Annotated in this window: 11 protein-coding genes; 6 read left to right on the forward strand and 5 right to left on the reverse strand. The window is 59.0% G+C overall.

Features of this window, described 5'->3' with window-relative positions:
* Positions 1 to 444 precede the first annotated feature (444 nt).
* The 6 genes from AAF604_01805 (at position 445) to AAF604_01830 (ending at position 12,139) form a co-directional block, all read left to right on the forward strand.
* The gene (locus tag AAF604_01805) at positions 445 to 2,211 is read left to right on the forward strand and encodes a hypothetical protein (GenBank protein ID MEM7048357.1); all 1,767 of its coding nucleotides are present in this window, start codon (positions 445 to 447) and stop codon (positions 2,209 to 2,211) included.
* Between the two features lie 105 nt (positions 2,212 to 2,316).
* On the forward strand, positions 2,317 to 7,434 hold the full coding sequence (locus tag AAF604_01810) for a hypothetical protein (protein MEM7048358.1): 5,118 nt from the start codon (positions 2,317 to 2,319) through the stop codon (positions 7,432 to 7,434).
* Positions 7,431 to 7,832: a hypothetical protein gene (locus AAF604_01815; protein ID MEM7048359.1), complete on the forward strand. Its 402-nt coding sequence runs from the start codon at positions 7,431 to 7,433 to the stop codon at positions 7,830 to 7,832. Before AAF604_01810 ends, AAF604_01815 begins: the two co-directional genes overlap by 4 nt.
* 33 nt (positions 7,833 to 7,865) lie before the next feature.
* The gene (locus AAF604_01820; protein MEM7048360.1) at positions 7,866 to 8,783 is read left to right on the forward strand and encodes a hypothetical protein; all 918 of its coding nucleotides are present in this window, start codon (positions 7,866 to 7,868) and stop codon (positions 8,781 to 8,783) included.
* On the forward strand, positions 8,776 to 10,470 hold the full coding sequence (locus tag AAF604_01825) for a hypothetical protein (GenBank protein MEM7048361.1): 1,695 nt from the start codon (positions 8,776 to 8,778) through the stop codon (positions 10,468 to 10,470). The genes AAF604_01820 and AAF604_01825 overlap by 8 nt, the downstream gene beginning before the upstream one ends.
* 1 nt (position 10,471) lies before the next feature.
* On the forward strand, positions 10,472 to 12,139 hold the full coding sequence (locus tag AAF604_01830) for a sigma-54 dependent transcriptional regulator (protein ID MEM7048362.1): 1,668 nt from the start codon (positions 10,472 to 10,474) through the stop codon (positions 12,137 to 12,139).
* 508 nt (positions 12,140 to 12,647) lie between these two features.
* Here AAF604_01830 and AAF604_01835 read toward each other — a convergent pair.
* The 5 genes from AAF604_01835 to AAF604_01855 all read right to left on the reverse strand — a co-directional run bounded on the left by AAF604_01835 (position 12,648) and on the right by AAF604_01855 (position 17,343).
* The gene (locus AAF604_01835; GenBank protein ID MEM7048363.1) at positions 12,648 to 13,487 is read right to left on the reverse strand and encodes a hypothetical protein; all 840 of its coding nucleotides are present in this window, start codon (positions 13,485 to 13,487) and stop codon (positions 12,648 to 12,650) included.
* Between the two features lie 289 nt (positions 13,488 to 13,776).
* Positions 13,777 to 14,457 carry a hypothetical protein gene (locus AAF604_01840; protein MEM7048364.1) on the reverse strand — a complete coding sequence of 227 codons (681 nt, stop codon included), beginning with the start codon at positions 14,455 to 14,457 and terminating at the stop codon, positions 13,777 to 13,779.
* A 197-nt stretch (positions 14,458 to 14,654) separates the two neighbouring features.
* Positions 14,655 to 15,458, reverse strand: coding sequence for an ABC transporter ATP-binding protein (locus AAF604_01845; protein ID MEM7048365.1), 804 nt, complete (start codon positions 15,456 to 15,458; stop codon positions 14,655 to 14,657).
* 5 nt (positions 15,459 to 15,463) lie between these two features.
* Positions 15,464 to 16,216 carry an ABC transporter permease gene (locus AAF604_01850; protein ID MEM7048366.1) on the reverse strand — a complete coding sequence of 251 codons (753 nt, stop codon included), beginning with the start codon at positions 16,214 to 16,216 and terminating at the stop codon, positions 15,464 to 15,466.
* 131 nt (positions 16,217 to 16,347) lie between these two features.
* Positions 16,348 to 17,343, reverse strand: coding sequence for an ABC transporter substrate-binding protein (locus AAF604_01855; GenBank protein ID MEM7048367.1), 996 nt, complete (start codon positions 17,341 to 17,343; stop codon positions 16,348 to 16,350).
* Between the last annotated feature and the right edge of the window lie 425 nt (positions 17,344 to 17,768).

Here is a 17,768-nt window from a genome sequence, read left to right on the forward strand (position 1 = left end):
CAAGCTCGGTTCCCCAAAATCTGTACTGCCGGTGTCTACCTCTTCAGTACCGATGAAATCTCGGCTCGCGGGACCTGTGCAGCGGTATCCCGCAATGCACACAACCGAAGCCGGCAAGACCCGAAGATCAGATCGCTCACTCTCTGAGCGCGCCCTCTACCTGCTCCATCGAGATCCCTGGCCATACCGATGACAAGAAAAATTCCAAGCCGAAGCCGGTCACCCCGAACGACCAGCATCGAGATTTCTTCGCGGGCGCATAAAGCCAACATGAAGATCATCGTTTTTTTGAATCGCTACGGCCACGCCACTTGGAGAGCTCCCGGCAACGGAAGATTCCTGTACGAATATTCCGTCCCTCTGCGGCGCCTGGAACTCGACCCAACACGCTCAAGGCTCCCGGCCGACATCGTTTTCCGCTTCGATGAGTCGAATCCCAACTCGATGATCCGAGAGATCAGCAATCCGGCGACCCTGACCATCTGCCTGGCGGACTCTGGCTTCGAGATGACCTCGCAGTGGTTTACAGACCAATGCCAGCAGGCCATCGAGGAACACGGCGGTGACATCGAACCCAACCTCCAGGGGGATCTGATCGGTCGCCAACTCTTCCTGGGCCTCTTGCAGTTCCTCGAACATCTCGGATCAATGACCCCGGATCTGGTCGATGGCCTGCTGCCATCGCTCCCCCAGCGCCAGTTTCAAATCGGACCCGCCACGCTCCCGCTCGACGACTTGCCACGAGCCGCGAACCTGCTCCATCGGTGGTGGGTCTTCGCGGACCAGATCTGTCGAGCTCTGCGGCACTCTTCTCTCGAGCTCGGCGGCCTCAGGCCGTGGCCGTCGCGAAAGTCCGACCAGCCTGCCGAAGAGATCCGTGGCAACCTCCTCAAGCTTCGAGCCCACTTGGCCGCCTCCATTCTCGAATGTCGGCCGACAAAATACTGGCAGGGCAGTTCCGAGCGACAATCTGTCCTCGACTATCACCAGAGCATCGCCCAGTGGGTCTACTACAACCTGGAGATGCGACCCTCTACCGAAGAGCTCCTCCACCTCAAGACGCCCTATCGAGAGGTTGGTGACCTCCTCTTCCGCTGTGAGGAGCCCAAGTCCTGGCGCCCTCGGCTCAGGCCATCGGTCGAGCCCTCCCGCTCCGACTGGGCACGAACTCGTTGCTTCAAGACCCGCCCAGCCTTCCTCCGGGCCGCCGCCGCCTTTCGCCAGAAAGACTCGAAAGAGCGCAGCAAGTTGCGCCGAATCCTCGGAGAGCAGTGGCGACTATTTCGGGACGCCGAGAGCTTCTTCCTCAAGAAGTTCGAGCTCCGGGAGTTCATGATCCTCAGCCGAGCCGCCGCCGAAGTCTCGCGTCAGCAGGCTTCCCTCCGCTCCGCGGCGATCAACGCACCGGCCATCGGCTTCATTCTGAGACACCTCCCATGGCCCTACTTGGGATTCTTGATCCTTGCCTTCCTATCGTGGGGAACTCTGGGGACAGCGCGACTCCTCGAACGCACTTCGACCACATCTGGAGCGGGCCTGGCCCTCGACATCGCCGAGGCGCTTTTTCTCATGCAGTACCTGGTGGTCTACGGCGGATTATCTGTCGTCACGGTAATGACATTTCGAAGATTCCGTCGCATCCACAGCCTATTCGAGCAAGCGCTACCCAATATCTTCGGCGGCATTTTGGTCGGCTACGTCCCCCTCTGCCTGACTGAAGAGATGTCGCGCATGCCCTTGACCATGAGCTGGCCGAAAATCCTATCCATCACGGCGATTCTGATCCTCCTGGCCTGCATGTATTTCATCGTCGAGGTTGCCAGTCAGGTCCGCCGACGGGGAGAGATGCTCCGCAAAGCAATGGCCTTATCGCTAATCGCCCTCGCCCAATCCTACGGCCTCGGCCTCATCGTCACCAGCACCTTGGGATCCGAGTACGTGATTCAATCCAACGATCTCAGCACTCAGAGCACTCCGCCTGCTCCATCCGAATACTCGAACATCAACTGCGATGGTCCGCTCGACTCCGTCGAGTGCATGGAGGAAGCGAATATTCTGCATCGCCTCCGGGTCATGACCCTGGGAAATCTCGAGATGGAGTTCATGCTGTTTCCCAAACTTCTATTGCTCTGGTTCAGCCTTGCTCTGTTCGTCGGCATCTTTGTCGAGTCCATGTCCAATCAACCGCGCCCAGCCCCCGAACGGTACTAGCGAGAGAAAGGGGAGATTTTGTCACTGCATCCGTCACTCCAGGACGCCGACTCACCCACGTCTCCGCGAACAGCTGCTACGGACAACCTCGCCTGGGTCTACGCGATGACTCCCCAGTGGCTGGCACAAGCCATGGCGTCAATTCGGGATGGCTCGCGCCAAGACGCATCAGCCGTCCGCAGTGAGCTGGCCGCCATCTGCCGCCTCTATGCCCAGCTCTTTCGCCTCAGCTCCGACTCGCTGGAGGCACTCGAAGAGAAGAAACGCCTCTTGGGGCTAGAGCTCTGTCTTGGCGAGGTCGCGGAGATCCACTTTCTGCCCCTAGGGGCGCGGAACCAGTTGGGATTCTCCTATCTCCGAACCACCCCCGGGGCATCCGCCCACCTCTTCTCATTCGAAACCTCGCAACTCCTGCCCGACCACCCTTGGCCAGCCATCGGCAACCAGCATCTTTCTCGCAGCGATGAAAAGCAAGCCACGAACAAGGAAGGCTCGGCACCGCCTCCGGTTCGTTGCCGCATCCTCGAGCGAGGACGCGAGGACTTCCACATCTTCGAGGCGCTACGTAACTCACTTCGACAGTTCGCCGACGAGCCGGACCGTCGACTCCGCAGCGAATCCGAAGCCGGCCCAGGAGAGCTCGTCACCATCGAACAACGAGTCGAGGACAGCCCCGACTGCATGATTTTGCTGGTGCGTGAGCCCTCGTCCGAGCCACTCTCGGAGCAAGAGGTGCAGCGTATTGAGGCCGCTACCCGACTCTTCTTCGAAAGCTACCGAGTCCTTCGACTGCAGTCGATCAACGAGTCTTATCGCAGCCTGGTGAACGACCGCCTGTTGCTCGAAGACTTCACCGCCGGCCTGCAGAAGGTTCGCGGCCAAGCGGCGCCAAACACTGATTGGTCCGAGGACAGCACCGCGAGATTCCTCCATTTCTTTCTCACAACTCTCGCCGACGCCGACGCTTTGCCAGAAATGGACAACGCGTATTTCTTCCCCCTGGTTGGCGCGAAATCCTATCTCTTTCAGGCACCACCGCCCCGCGAACGAGAGCAGCGAGTATCTGTCCTCGTCCCAAGAGAAATCGGAGTTCTCCCCATCCAGAGACCACAGAGCCTGACCGACACTCGGCCTGAAGGCCTCCCGGACGCCGGTGCTCGACTCTGCTGGGATCTCTACTCCAAACGCCTGAGACTGCTGGCCACGGCCCAGGAGGATTCGTCAAACGAGGTCCTTCAACCCCGACTGGAAGAGTTGGCCGAGGCCATTCGGCAAGCCACCGACTCTCCCTTAGGTCACGAAACTCAATCCCAAACCAGCGGCGGCTCGACCCTTATCGGCGTGGTCCATGGGGCACTGTTCGGCTCGACCCACTGGGCCGAGTGGATGTTCGGCGAGATAGAACCCGACTTCTTGCAGTTTCGCGCCTCACGCAACACCGCCCGAGACTTCGAGGTTTTTGGCTCCAGCGGCAGCCTGATTGCCCTTCTCGTCCTCTTCGACCACCTGCCTCCGGGAGTGCTCTTTCTCAATTCGTCTCAGCCCTTTGTCTTCACTGAAGAAGATCTCATCGACGTCAGTGGCATTGCCAAGGCCTACTTCCAGACCTTCCAGCTCAAGAGACTCAGTCAGATCGTTGGGAACTATCAGGATCTAGAAAGCCAGTTAACCGTCGGCCGAACCCTACAAACCTCTACCGGCTCCCTCAACGATTGGGAATTCTCCTCCGCCCTGCGCGCCTTCCTCGGAGAGCTCTTCGCCAGCTTCGAAACCACGAGGTTCGCCGTCTGGCTACCTCTGGACCGCGATGACGCCCTGCTCGGACGGTCGACCAGGGACCGCCAGGTCATCTTTGAGCACTTCTCAATTCGAGAGGCGATCGAGGAGACCCTTGCCGCGACTGCCTCGAGCCAACAGCAGCTGCAGCTACTCGAGTTCCCTGAGCCTTCTGATGAAGGCAGCAAAACCCTTAGCTGGCTGTATCGCTGGAGCATGGCGCAGATCGTCGGTCGGCAGAGCTCGGCCAACCTACCGACCCTCGAAGAGATCGCCGCGCTCCTGCCGAAGGACGAAGGCCAAAGCCCTCTCGACGCGCTGATCCTCGCGGCCTGCTTCTCAGCTTGCCTTTTCGATCTGGAATTTCCTTTCTTACGCAGCCTACTCAGGAGAGTCGGAGGCTGGCAAGCGGAGCTCCCAACCACCGGCTCTGCCATGGGCGTGGGAATCTTCTGCGACGGACTACCCAAGGGCCTTCTCGTGATGCTGTCGGCCGATGAGCTGAGCTTCACACCTGCGATCGAGCTGAGAGATCTGAAGCTGGCCGTCCGCACATTCGTCCTCCCAGCCCAGCTCGCCTCCCGAGATCTGGTGGTGGGCGAGTATCAGAGGCTACTGCTGGAAAGAGAGGAAAAGGACCGGTTCGACTTTAATAGTCAGCTCGAGGCATTCCTCAAGCGGATGGGCACAGCCCTCGCCACTCTGGAGAGCGCTTTCTTTCTTCCCCTGAGCTCCGAGAGCTTTCGCGGCCTGAAGAGCCAACGCAGCCTCTCCTGGAACTGCAAAGATCTCACGGTCTTTGGCAGCAACGATCCGGCAATCCTCGCCAGCGTCAATTCCCGGCTGGCGCAGTACGAAAAGAGCCTCGAGAACCCCCATGAGGAGTTGCTGGAAGGTGCCGGAGACTGCGCCCTCCAGCGACTCTACCTGCGCTGCCTCAGAGACCTCCTCGAAGGTCGACATCAACCCGAGGGCTATGCCCTCGATGAGTTGGTCGCGGACTTCTTCGTCGATCAGCACGCATCCAACAGCGACGGCAGCCTTCGTACATTGGTCCGAGCATACTGCTGGCCGACCTGCCAGCCGGACCAGGTATTTCCGTATCTCAACAAACTCGTCGAGCTCAGGCCAGCACCAAACCGACACGACGGCATCACCAGCCTCGGCACCTCCTGGAGCTCCGAGGGATCCCTCCTAGTGGCGCTTTTGCTCGTCGAAGGTCTTCCTCACGGCCTCATCTTTCTCTCCTCACCAATTCGAGGCTCGTTCAGCGACCAGGAACGTCAAGACGTGGAGGCGGCGACCAAGGTCGTCTTCGAGGACGGCCAAACCCATTATCGCGAGAAGGTCATCACCGCGTACCGGAGAGTGGTAGGAGAAATCCTCTCCGAAGACTCCCTTTCGCAACTAGCAGCCCGCCAGGCCGGCTCCAGCTCCCCCAACGTGCAATTGGCACGCGACGATGAGTTCGGAACCTATATGGCCGGATTCATGAAGACTCTCTTTCAAGCCTATTCGGAGCAAGAGGCCCTTCACCTCGTCTACATCCCTTTCGAGGGCACGCGGCTCTACTACTCCAATTGTCCGAATGACCAGATGGTTCTTGACAGCATCGACCTCTCGCAACTTCAGCCACCGCCGATCGGTTGGCCCCAGCACTGCCATCAGTGGTTAGAGAGTACTGTCGACAAACTAAGTCGCCGTAGCGGAGACCTCTCCAAAACCGGCGCCGAAGGCGTAAACCCAGACCGCGGGCATACGGACCACTGCCTGGGCACAATGCTCCTTCCCGGACATCGCTTCAACCAGCCCACGGAGCAGGGGCAACCAGCCTTTCTGAAGCCGTTTCTCGAACCCCTCTCTCACCACGGAGTCCCCTGGCAGGACTGGCAATCGGGATCAACGCTCCTTACAGCGATCCTGTACCGAGACCTGCCCTCGTCCGGAGTCCTTCTGATGACGTCTCCCATCCCCTGGTGGTTCACCGAGCACGACCGAAAGGACGTCGAAGCCATCGCCAAAGCCTACTTTCTCACCTACCGTTCCATCTCACTCAAGGTGAAGGCCGCCCGAGCAGCCAGACTGAGCGGCATGCAGCAAGTACTCCTCGGCGTCACCCATCGCTTGAAGAACGGCCTGCAACCGACTTACAACGTCATCAAGGAATTACGCGCAATCCTCAAGAAGGATCCTAGCGAAATTGGGCCTGCGATCTGCGAACTCGACCGCATCGGCCAAATCGAAGGAGGAGCGCACGGCATTGAGCAGGTCCAGAAAAAGTTCGCGATGCTCAGATCGATCGTCACAGGGGCTCGGCAGCCCAAGAAGCCGCGCTCACTCTCGGACTTGATCGAGACCTACACCGGGCTCATCTCGGGACATGACATGACCACCAACAACCGCAGTCAAGCGGATAGCCAGGGGATCAGTCTTCATCTGAACACGCTCCCCGAGCCCCTAGCCGAAGTCCTGCCTGAGCTGAATGTGGACAACCTGCTGAACAAAGATTCAGAAATATGGATCGACATCACGGAAGGGATTGAAGAAGTCCTATCAATCTACGCCGAGAATACCGTCAAGGCCGTCCAGGAAGCTCGCCTTGGCGAGATATTTCTAATTCTTATCCAACCCCCTGACAACTCCGACTCGATCGAGGTCTTGATCTTCGACGAGGTCCTAATACCGACCGAGAAACTCAAGTACATCGAAACCGGCGAGGTCATTCCAACAGAGATCGGCGGTGGCAGCGGAACCGGGTTCTACAACGCTCGGAACCTCCTCGAGCTCAATGCTGACGGTAGACAACAGGTGCTTTCGAGCCCGGAGTTGGGCGGAACACTGATTCGCCTCGAACTACCAGTCCTCTTGACGAACCCAATCCCAGTGGGCGTCGCCGAAGTGGAGGCCAATCTGCGCAACACCGTGCAGACACTGGCCGACCTGCAGCAGGACAAGATGCCGCGAACCCCTTGGACTTACGAGACCATTGGTCGCACCCAGGCGCAGGTCGAGCTCTACAACGGTTCGTACTGCTGGGACAGAGAGCTCTTCAACCTGACAGCCCAGGTCTTTCTGCAGCGGCATGCCAACCGCATCGAAAGGTCGAAAGACCGCGAAGATCTCGGCCTCCCGGCCTTGGAGGATGACTATCACGTCAAAGCGCGCTTTCTCCCTGAGGACTCATCGAGTGTCTCGGTAGAGATCGCGGATTCGGTGCAAGGCGCCTTCTACGAAGGCTATGGTGGCGAGGATCACGGGCTCGATCAGTTCGCCCGCAATCACAATCGCCCCAGCCTCTTGGGCCCACAAGGAGCCGTCGGCGAGTTGTTCCTGGCCATGAAGGAGAGAGTCGAGCGGGACTCCAGCATCACCATCTCTCTCGCCCCTAATGAAGACGGATTCACCACCATAAAAATCACAATTCCCGCAAGGAGGTTCTCGCAGTGATCCGCGTACTGATGGTCGAAGACCAGCCGGTGGTTCTCAATTTCTGGCAGTACGAGTTCTCGAAGCATAAGGGTGAGTTCGAGCTACTCGTCGCCACTTCCGCCGCGGCGGCTCGTAAGATCGTCTCAGAGCAAGAGATCGACGTCGCCATCGTCGACATGGGAATCCCGATCGACCCGGACTCCCCTGACCCGAAAGAGCGCGAAGAGCATCCCCGAAACGGCCTTCTACTGCTCGAAGAGCTGAAGTCACGGCATCAGGTCAAGACCTTCGCCTTGAGCGGCACCCTCAATCCCAGTCTCCAGCGACACATCGATTGCCCACTCATCACCAAACCGGTCAAGGACTTCGAAGAGCAAGTTTTCACATTACTGAGAACAACGAATCCTGGAATCTGATCTGTATCGCGCAAAGACAAGGAGGAAAGGACGTTGGCAGTCGAGCCCAATCCAACAGCAATCGACGAGGCTCTCCAGAGGATGAACCGAAGCTCCGAGGAACCTGGAAGTCGGTACACCCTCTTCGTCGGAGAGCAACTTGCCGATCTCCGATCATCATACCAACGCATCTCTGACCATCGGACCGTCGCCGCTGAATCGATCGAGGAGGGTCGCTCACGCCTCAAAGAGCAGCGGAATGAGAGTCAATCGTTCCTCATCGTGCTGGAGGCGCCTCCTGGCAGCGACAACCTCGGACGGCAACTGCGGTCTCTCGTCGAGCCCCTCGATGGAGCCTCACAGAGCCCCCGGACGGTGCTCTACGGCCAAACCTCCGTCGAGAGCTTCCGCACTATCCAGGACTGCCTCTACTGCCATGTCGTGGACTGGATTTCGGCGGCGACAGTCACGGAGGAAGCCCTAGAGCGGATCGAGGCCGCCTGGGGGAAGTCCAGCCTTCGGCTACTGGTCTTCGGCATGGGACTCCTGACCGGAGCCCCCTTGCACGCCTGGACACATCAAGCAACGCGCATGGAGCACCTGATTAAGCCCCTCGGGCTCGATCAGCTGGATAATGATCCGGCTTTCCTGTCGGCCTTCAGACTCGATGAGTCAGAGTTTCCGATCTCCGACTCGATGAAGCGCTTTCTCTTCGAGTTCGAGCTCAGGCAGCAAGTCGAGAAGGAGCGCTGGAATCGTCTCGGCATCGGAGGCCAAGAAATGCAACACCTCCTCGACACCACAACGGACATTACAATCCGGCGGGTGGTCCTTCTGAAGTGCTGGGCGGCCTATCTTTCAGAGGTTGTCACCGGGATCGCCCGCATCACTCGCGTCGACCGGCGAGAGCTGGAAGAGTTTCTCGAGAACATCAGCCGTGACTTCCTTCCGAGAGAGCGGACCGATGACTGACACCGCCCAAGAGGAGAAGTTCGTCCTCATTATCGACGACGACTCCGAATTCGTCATCGCCTGCATGCGCGAGTTGAGCCTCCAGTTCAGGAAGCTCGAGAATCCACACCTGGACATTCCGACCTTTCTGAAAATCACCAACGTCGAGCAGCTGGAGAAAGCCCTCAGCCATCAGTCTGCGCATGGCGAGATCCAGTCCATCGCCTATGCCCTCGTCGACTATCGTCTGCCGACCACCGCATGGAGCGAAGACACCACCAAAGAGATGGAAGAGAACGGTAAGAAAGTGCTTCATATGCTGGAGGAGCTACAGGTCCCGGTTCTGCTGATGTCCATCGCGGACAGGGAGCTGGTTGACGATCAAGTTCTGCATCACAAGGATGTCTGGTTTGTCCCGAAGAAGAGCTTTACCGAAGAGGCGCCAGACATCGCCCGGCGGTTGCTGGCAAATCTCGAGGGCGCGAACGAGGTCAAGAGGCGAAAGGCGCGCCTGAGGGTCATCCGTTGCCCCAATGGCAAGCGATGCCAGACCCGAATTCTCCCCCTGGCTTTCGAGTCCAAGTCCATGACGGACATCGTCAACGCCATCCAGCGTGGGACCTTCCATCAAGCAGCCGCCACTCTCCTGGTCGGCGAAGAAGGAGTTGAGTTCGAGCAGGTCGCCTGGCTTCTCTTCGAGTCCTTGAGCAAGAAAGAGCTGGGATCAAATCGCTCGATGCGGTTCGAGATTCTCAATGGCCGGGGTATGCCGGAGATGGAAGACGTGATTAACCGCCTGGAGGAGGCACTAGATGCGGATTCTCACGAGCCTCTCTTCGTCTTCTTGGAGAACACGCAGGCCCTCAGCGGCTGGGCCGTCACGCGGCTGGTGCACCACCTGGAGAATGCCATCTCGCTCGGCCCGGGCAAGGTGCGATTAGCCCTCATGGGATCTCGCATCGAAATTGATGAGCGCATCCAAGACCTCTTCGCCCTCGCCGGAAGCCCCGATTTCTTCACCATCGAGATTCCACCGCTGAGTCGACGCCGCGAGGACATTTCCCCCTATCTGGACTACTACCTGGAAGAGCGCAACCGCGGAGAATCGACCAGCTACCTCAAATGGGGGTCTCGCACTCACAACGTGCTTGCACAGCTCCAGTTCCACCGCAACTTCAAGGATCTTGCAATTCAACTTGAGGCCCTCTTCAGGAACAGCAGAAAAGGCGTCATCACAATCCCCGACATTCGGAGGATCATCGAAGAAAGCGATTTCTTCAGCACGATTTCTCAGCAGGTCGTCGAACGGATTTTGCGCTCAGAGGAAGTCTTCGCAAGGCTCGAAGAGGAAGGCGAGTTGGCCCACGAAGCGATGCGAGAGGACGCCGAACAACTCAAGAGTCTCTGCGCACAGATGATCTCAGCCCGCAAGCGAATGTCGGAAGAGATGACCGACGAGGACGACCGAATGCATCAAGACCTGAAGCGGATCTACGAGACCATTGCCACCATCGAAGGCCTGAGCAGCGACCCTTCCGTGCTCTCGGGACTCGAGCAGCTCGATCGCTTCTGGCCCCTTGAGAGGTACCCCTTCTGTTCGAGCCTGTTGAAGGAGCTCGAGAAGAACGGTTACACCGTCGGCATCCGCCCCTTGCGCACTCGGCTACCAGAAGGTGTCGACCTGCAAAGCCGGACGAGCCATTTCTGACATGAAGAGTCGCGGCCTCGTGTTGATCGTCGATGACGACGCGTCCCTCCACCTCGAGAGCTATCTTTCTTCGACTCCCTACGAGATCCGGAGAGCCTTCGACTGCGAGTCGGCCTTGAGGCACTTGATGGACTGGGTCGGGCAAGAGAAGGAGGCGCCCTGCCTGGCTTTGGTGGACATCGTGCTACCAATCACCGCAACGGACCGCAGGACGGACCCCCGGGGCGGGCTCAAGCTGATGCCGGAGCTCAAGCGCATCGCCCCACAAGTTCAGCTCATCCCTATTACCGGCAAGGGTTGGGGTAGCGAGAGCACAGACCAAAAGGACATTCTCGACGAGGCTCGCCAGATCGGAATTCGGGACTACATCTCCAAGCCGATCACCCGAAACGAGGTCCTGGCGGTCGTGGAGAAGGCTTTCGGCCTGCGTCAAGGTCGGAGCACCGTCCAGAGCGACATCAAGCGCTATCCGGTGGACTTCGGCGATGGCGATCGGCGATACATCGTGAGTGTCGACAAGACCATGCAGGACCAGGTGATCGGCCGCATCGTGATGGAAGCATCGAACGACCGCCCGGTGATCATCCTCGGCGAGACCGGCACCGGCAAAGAGCTGGTGGCGCGAGCGGTTCACGGCGCCTCGCGGCGAACCCGGTTCCTCTCGGTCAACTGCGCCGCAATCCCGGAGTCTCTGATCGAAAGCGAGCTCTTCGGCTACGAACGGGGCGCCTTCTCGGGCGCCGTTCGCCGCAAGAAAGGCAAGTTCGAGCTTGCCCACGGCGGCACGCTTTTCCTCGATGAGGTCGGCGACCTCAGCCTCACGGCGCAAGCCAAGCTCTTGCGCGTCCTCCAGGAGCAGCAACTCGAGCGAGTCGGGGGGACGGAGACCCTGCAGGTGGACGTCCGCATTGTTGCCGCAACCAACCAGGATCTCGAAGAGAAGATCGACAGCGGAAAATTTCGCGCCGACCTCTACTACCGCCTCGAAGGGCTCGTCATCGAGATCCCGCCCCTGCGCCAACGGCGCGACGACATTGAGCTGATTGCCCGATACCACCTCGAAGCCCTCAACGAGAGGCACGGCTGCCAGAAGAACTTCGACGACCAAGCCCTGGTAGCACTCGTCGAATACAACTGGCCCGGGAATGTCCGCGAGCTTCAAAACGTCGTCAACCATCTCTACTACGCCTCCCGCGGCAGCACCTTCCTGGTCACAACGGACCTGCCCAAGCGGTTGCGTGCTCGTCGCTGCCGAGTGACCCAAACGCTCGACCAGCTTGCGGCCGAGGTCTTACAGGACTCTCGCCTGTCGCTCGACGTTCTATCGATGCTGCTCGCTGAGAGGGTCTATCGCAAGGCAGGCAAGGATCATCGCAGAGCCAGTCAAGCCCTCGAGATCTCAGCCAATACTCTCTACAAATACAAACGATCTCTCGAAGAGATCACGACAGCTCTGATCGACACCAATTTCGACGAGAAAGCCGCTGCGCGCCGCCTGCCCGACTTTGGCTCCGCCACCTTTCTTCGCAAGCGGGTGCGATCACTCCTCTATGGGAAGACCAAACAAGATATTCAGGCGGAGGGAAAGCGGGCAGGCTACCCCACCGAATGGACTTCCTACATGACGAACGCCATTGCATCGCAGATCACCGGAGAAAGCCCTCAGTAGACCGCCCCCTCCGCGAGGCAATAACTCACCAAAGGAGACACAAACCGTGGGATATAAAAAGGTTGGTCAAATCGATGTCCTCAAAAAGGAAAACTCTGGATGTGGCTGTCTGGCCGTGATCGGCATCCTCTTTCTCCTCTGGCTCGCGGGCGAAGACGCAAACGGCAGCCAAACAGACCTCTCCCTCCACCCCGCTCTATGGGAGGTCCAGTACACATCGACTCCGCGGTAGCGAATCCGAACGACAACATCCCAGGCCGACGAGGAGGTGGCAAGCTGGCCACCTCCTCGCCTCGGGCTCTCACCTACTTCTCCGAACAGACTCCGGCACCTCCAGAAGCCCAAAAGACCATTCGATAAACGGACGGACTTTGCCAACCCTCCTCACCGGCGTCTCGGCGAATCGGTGGAAGTCCTTGGACACCCAAACCCAAGGTTTCCCTTGCCAGAGCGAGAAGCTTGTACTGTTCGCAGATTCCGACGGCGGGGCTGCGGCGAGAAGAGCGGGCTAAGAGCGTAATCCACGCAGGCTCGCCAGCGTCTCGTCCAGGCGCTGATGCAGGGTTCGAGACAACTCCAGCTCTTGCTCCCACAAGGCCCTGCAGGAGCACGCGAGAGTACGCAGTCGGTCGGCCCGCTGCGAAAGATTGAAGTCCTGCAGCACCGAACGAAATTGTTGGGAGCACGACGAACAGTTACCGGCGCAGTGCTCCGCCGACGGATAGACCACCAGCCCTCCGACCCTCACTCGGCCATGCGGGGCAAGGTGCCGCAGAACCTCCACCACACTCCAAAGCCAAGGAGGTCGGTGGAGCTTCTCGACCCATAGAAGGTGAGCCAAGGTTCCGGGCTGCACCGCCAGTGGTTCGAGGGAGACCGAGCTCGCCCCGAGGTCGAAAGCATAAAGGCCGGTGCTCACCGCACTTTCGATGGCCGGAGACTCATCGAGGAACGGAGGCTTCAACACTGCATAGGTCAGGAGCCTCGCCCCTTCGCCGACAACGCAGCGTGCTGCCGTCTCGAAGTGTTCGCGGGTCGAGTGCTTGTTGAGACAAAGAGCCCGCACTGAAGGGTCAACGGAATCCAATCCGATTCCGACTTCGAGCTCGACGCCTTCCAGCAACCGTACCGCCTCGGCAATCAGCCCGGGCCGCAGAAACTCCGGGCGCGTCTCCACCACCAGCCGACGGACCCGGGCTCGGCGAGCCACGGCGGCCAAGACTTTACGCCGCTGAGCGTCGCTGATCTCACGGCGATCGAAGAAGGAACCGGCGACATACAAGCAGAGGATCCGAACCTCTTTCTGACACATGCGATCGAGCTGTGCCTCCAGTTCCTGCAAGGCCACCGATTCATCGAGGCCCGGGTCCCACAATCCGTCCTGAACCAGCCCGCAATGAGAACATCCACGCCCCTTGCCCCCGAACCAAAGACAACCACGCGTTCTCAAGGCAAGGACGGCTCGCTGCGTACGCTCGCCAGCGAGCACTGCTGGTAGAATCTCGAACGAACGCAGACTCGACTGCTGGGGGGCCTTTGAGCGCGAAATCCGCTGGCGAGCCATCTCGATCAGTTCACGCACACGCTTCTGCCGGGAATCACCAGCCATTCAGCCACCTCTCAGTTCCAGCATCCGCTCAATTCGAGGGAAGCTTCGCAAGCTCGGCCATGAAGTATGTTTTCTCCTCCAGAAGGCGCTCGAAGATGAGCTCGAACTTTTGCCTTCGGCCAGCGTCTAAAAGGGCGATCTCAGATCGAGCCCGCTCCATCTCGGCCTCGACGAAATCGTTGAGGATCTTTGCTCCTCCGAGCATGTCTCCACCCAGTTTCTGGAGGCAGATCACCGTGTTGAAGTTCGCGATCTCCAGATCCTCGAAGTAATCTCGAATATCATCGAAGGTCTCGCGAATCTTGTCGATGCGCCGAAAGATCGCCATTTCACTCTCCCGGCATTCAAGATCGGCGACCCGCAGATAGATACGCCTGAGGAGGCCGAGGTCCGCTGACTTCAGATCCAGAATCGCGAAGATCTCCTCCCGGGAATATTGGATCTTGTCGTGCAGCTCATCGCGTTCCTTTCGGAGGTACTGGATGACATCCCGAAGACATTGGCGAATCCGGACATCCGAGAGGTCGTGTTCCTCGAGGAATTCTTCAATTCCCGCCCCGACCTCGGCCAGGCGCATCGCTGATCGGCGGTTGGCCCCGGCCCCTTCCTGCTCCGTATTGATGTCGAGCTCGTAGATGATCGTCTGGACATAGGTCAACCACACCAGCGACTGGATGTACTCGTCGACCGGCTGCTCGTGAAACTCCAAGGCGAACTCCCGCAGGTCGAAAGCCCAGGTGTGGAAGATCTTGCGCAGCAGGAAGAAGTACTCCCCCAGATAGGCTTCGTGGTACCTACGAAAAGCCTCCGCCTGAACGGGATCCTGCGCTGTCACCAACGCTGGGAAGGATTCCTCTTTGCGATCGATGAGGGCCGCCTCGCCCTTACCGAAGACTAGTCGGCTCGTCATGAGTCCTGTCCTTTCCACTCTTCCAGCGCTTGATTTCGAAAAAGTCCGTGGATCTTTCCCTCGAGCTGACGGAATGGCACCGAAGTCTTGATGGCCGAGGGACGAGGGCGACCAAAAGGAACATCGACCACGTCACAGCAGCGACTCGGGCGAGCCGTCGAGATATAGATTCGATCGCCCAGAAAGATCGCCTCTTCGATGTCATGGGTCACAAAAAGAACCGTGGTCCTGGTTTCCCGCCAGACCTCAAGCAGAAGCTCTTGCATCTGCCAACGGGTCTCCACGTCGAGGGCACCGAAGGGCTCATCCATCAGAAGAATGTCCGGTGAATTCGCCATCGTCCGGGCGATCGCAACCCGCTGTTTCATTCCACCGGAAAGTTCTTTCGGGTAGGCATGGCGGAATTCCGCAAGCCCCGTCACCTCGAGAAAATGAGCCACGACCCTCTGCTGCTCTTCGACCTTCACGCCACGCAGCTCGAGGCCGAAACCGACATTCTCCTCGACTGTCAGCCAGGGGAACGAGGTATATGCTTGAAAGACTAGGCCACGGTCTCTTCCGGGACCATCCACCGCCCGGCCATCGACCAACACTTGGCCAGCCGAGGGGAGCTCCAGCCCAGAGACCATCCGCAGAATGGTGCTCTTGCCGCATCCCGAAGGGCCGAGCAGCACAAAGAACTCAGCCTCCGCAACTTGAAAGCTAGCCTCGGCGACCGCGACAACCGGCTCGGCGTTGACCTCGCGATAGGTTTTGACCAGGCTCTCGACCTGCACTTTCGGCGTCACTGCGGGCAGCACCGGTCCTACTCCTCCCATGAGGTCAACCACGCGGAGACAACCTTGAAGAGGAGATCGGTCAGCACTCCGATTGCACCGATGACCACGATCCCGGCGATGACTCGATCGGTCCTCAAGAAGCGCTGTGCTTCGCTGATGCGAAAACCAATCCCAGTTTGAGCGGCCACCAACTCTGCGACGATCAGATAAGTCCACGCCGCTCCCACCATGGCCCGAAGCGACTTGAGGACCCCGGGAAGCGCGGCCGGAGCAATCACGCGACGAAGAATCTGCCACCTGGAGGCCCCTAACGTGTAAGCGGTTTCGATCAGATCTTTCTTTACTTGATCCGCCTCCCCGGCAATCAAGATCAGCATGTAGAAAAACACTCCGAGAAAAATCACCGAAATCTTCTGCCCATGACCGATCCCCAGCCAAAGTATGATCAACGGGATGAAAGCCGCTGCAGGCATGTAGCGCACGAATGCACAGAACGGACTCACGATGGCCTCGAGCGGCCGAAAAGTCCCCATCAGGATCCCCAGAGGGGTCGCGAGCAGAGCTGCCAGTCCGAAGCCGGCCAGAACCCGGAAGACACTCATCAGGATGTCGTAGGCGAAGTCCTCGGCCGTAAAGAGCTGAACGAGATCGGCGACCACCGCCGTTGGCGTCGGCAAGAAGAGCGGTTTGACGATTCCCCCGTAGGTTAGGAAACACCACAGCATGAGGGCCCCGAGAAACGCGCCGGCGCCCAGGAGAATCGACCAGAGTTTCGGCAAAGACCTCTTGAATTCGAAGGCCTCGTGCAATCTCCGTCGCAGTCCAGTCGGCTGCTCAGGGGATTCGGGCTTCGGTCCTCTTGGGGCAGGAGATGTCCCGACACCGGCGAAGGACATTCCAGGCAACGGCCTCATTGCTTCTCTTCCGAAGCCAGCTGGACCAAGGGGGACACCTCGGCAAACCCGGCCGACGGCCGTGCATCTCTCACCAGACCAGCAACCTCCCAAGCTCTTCCAGCGGCCTCGAAGGTAAGGTCGAACGCGCTTCCCCCACCCTCACCGACTCCGAAGTAGGCGAGGTTCTCCTCGAGATCGGCGTACTTGATCCCGGCGACCATGGCCGCAAAGTCATCCTCGGCCAATCCGAGCGCCGCCGCCATCGAGCGATTGGAGGCGCTCTCCTCCTGCTGCCACAGCTCCACGGCACGGAACCAGCCAGACAATAGTTTGACCAGGTCCGCCGGGCGCTCGAAAAGAACGTCTCGACGCACCACCAATATGTCCGAGATCAAACCGGGATACTCACGGGTCGTCGCCAGGACATGGCCGCCCTCCCGATCAGAGGCCTGGCTCAACCAGGGCTCCCAGGTCACAGCAGCATCTACCTTTCCCGCCACAAAAGCTCCCCCGGCCTCACCCGCCTCCATAAAGCGAGGCTTGACCTCGGAGATTGCCAGACCGTTCCTCTCAGCGACGTTGAGCAGAAAGAAATGAGACGGCATACCCTGCGGAAAGGCAATCGTCTTTCCGGCGAGCTCGGCAACACTGCGAATCTCTGAGCCGGCAACGATTCCATCCGCCCCCAAGGAGTCGTCGGTCTTCAGGACAGCAACGGCAGGCACTCCGGCAGCGGCGGCATTGGCAAAATCATCGACCGTTGCCAGCATGGCATCCAGGGCACCGCTCGCCAAGGCAGACCGCCTGCCCGCTGCATCATCGAGAACCTCGAGCTCGACCTCGAGACCATCGAAGAAATCTCGCTCCTCGGCCAGATAGAAGGGACCACTCCCAACCCAAGTCACCAAGCCGACTTTCAGCGGCCGCCCGGTGTCTCCACAAGCATTGAACAAGACCAACAGAGCCACCCACGAAAGCAGGGAAACCCAGGTCCTTTCATGAATTCTCATCTCGAGATTCTCCTTTTATATTCGCGTTATCCGATCTTCCTGCAACGGCCATGAGTAGCAGAATTCATGCCGATTGCGCGCCAGCGCTTCAATATGGGGAAAGACCTATTAATTTCAATGACTCCAAGAGGTCGACTCTCAAGAATCAAGAGCGTGAATCAGCCCGGCTTCTGTAACGACCCGCTCAACATCTGTAACAAAACAAGGCGAGCAGTAACGGCTCTACAACCACCAAGGTGAGAACAGACGCCCAAGCCGACCCCACGCCCCTGGCCCTAATCCTGCATTGACTCCACTCCGAGCAATCCTCAATCCCACCCATCGGAGGCGGCCATGAAATACTTTGATTTCATCCTCGAGCTCGACCAGATGAAAGGAGATGACCTCGTAATCCGTGCCCATACCGACTCCTACGGCTTGACCAC

The organism is Acidobacteriota bacterium, from assembly GCA_039028635.1.
Classification (GTDB): Bacteria; Acidobacteriota; Thermoanaerobaculia; order Multivoradales; family JBCCEF01; genus JBCCEF01.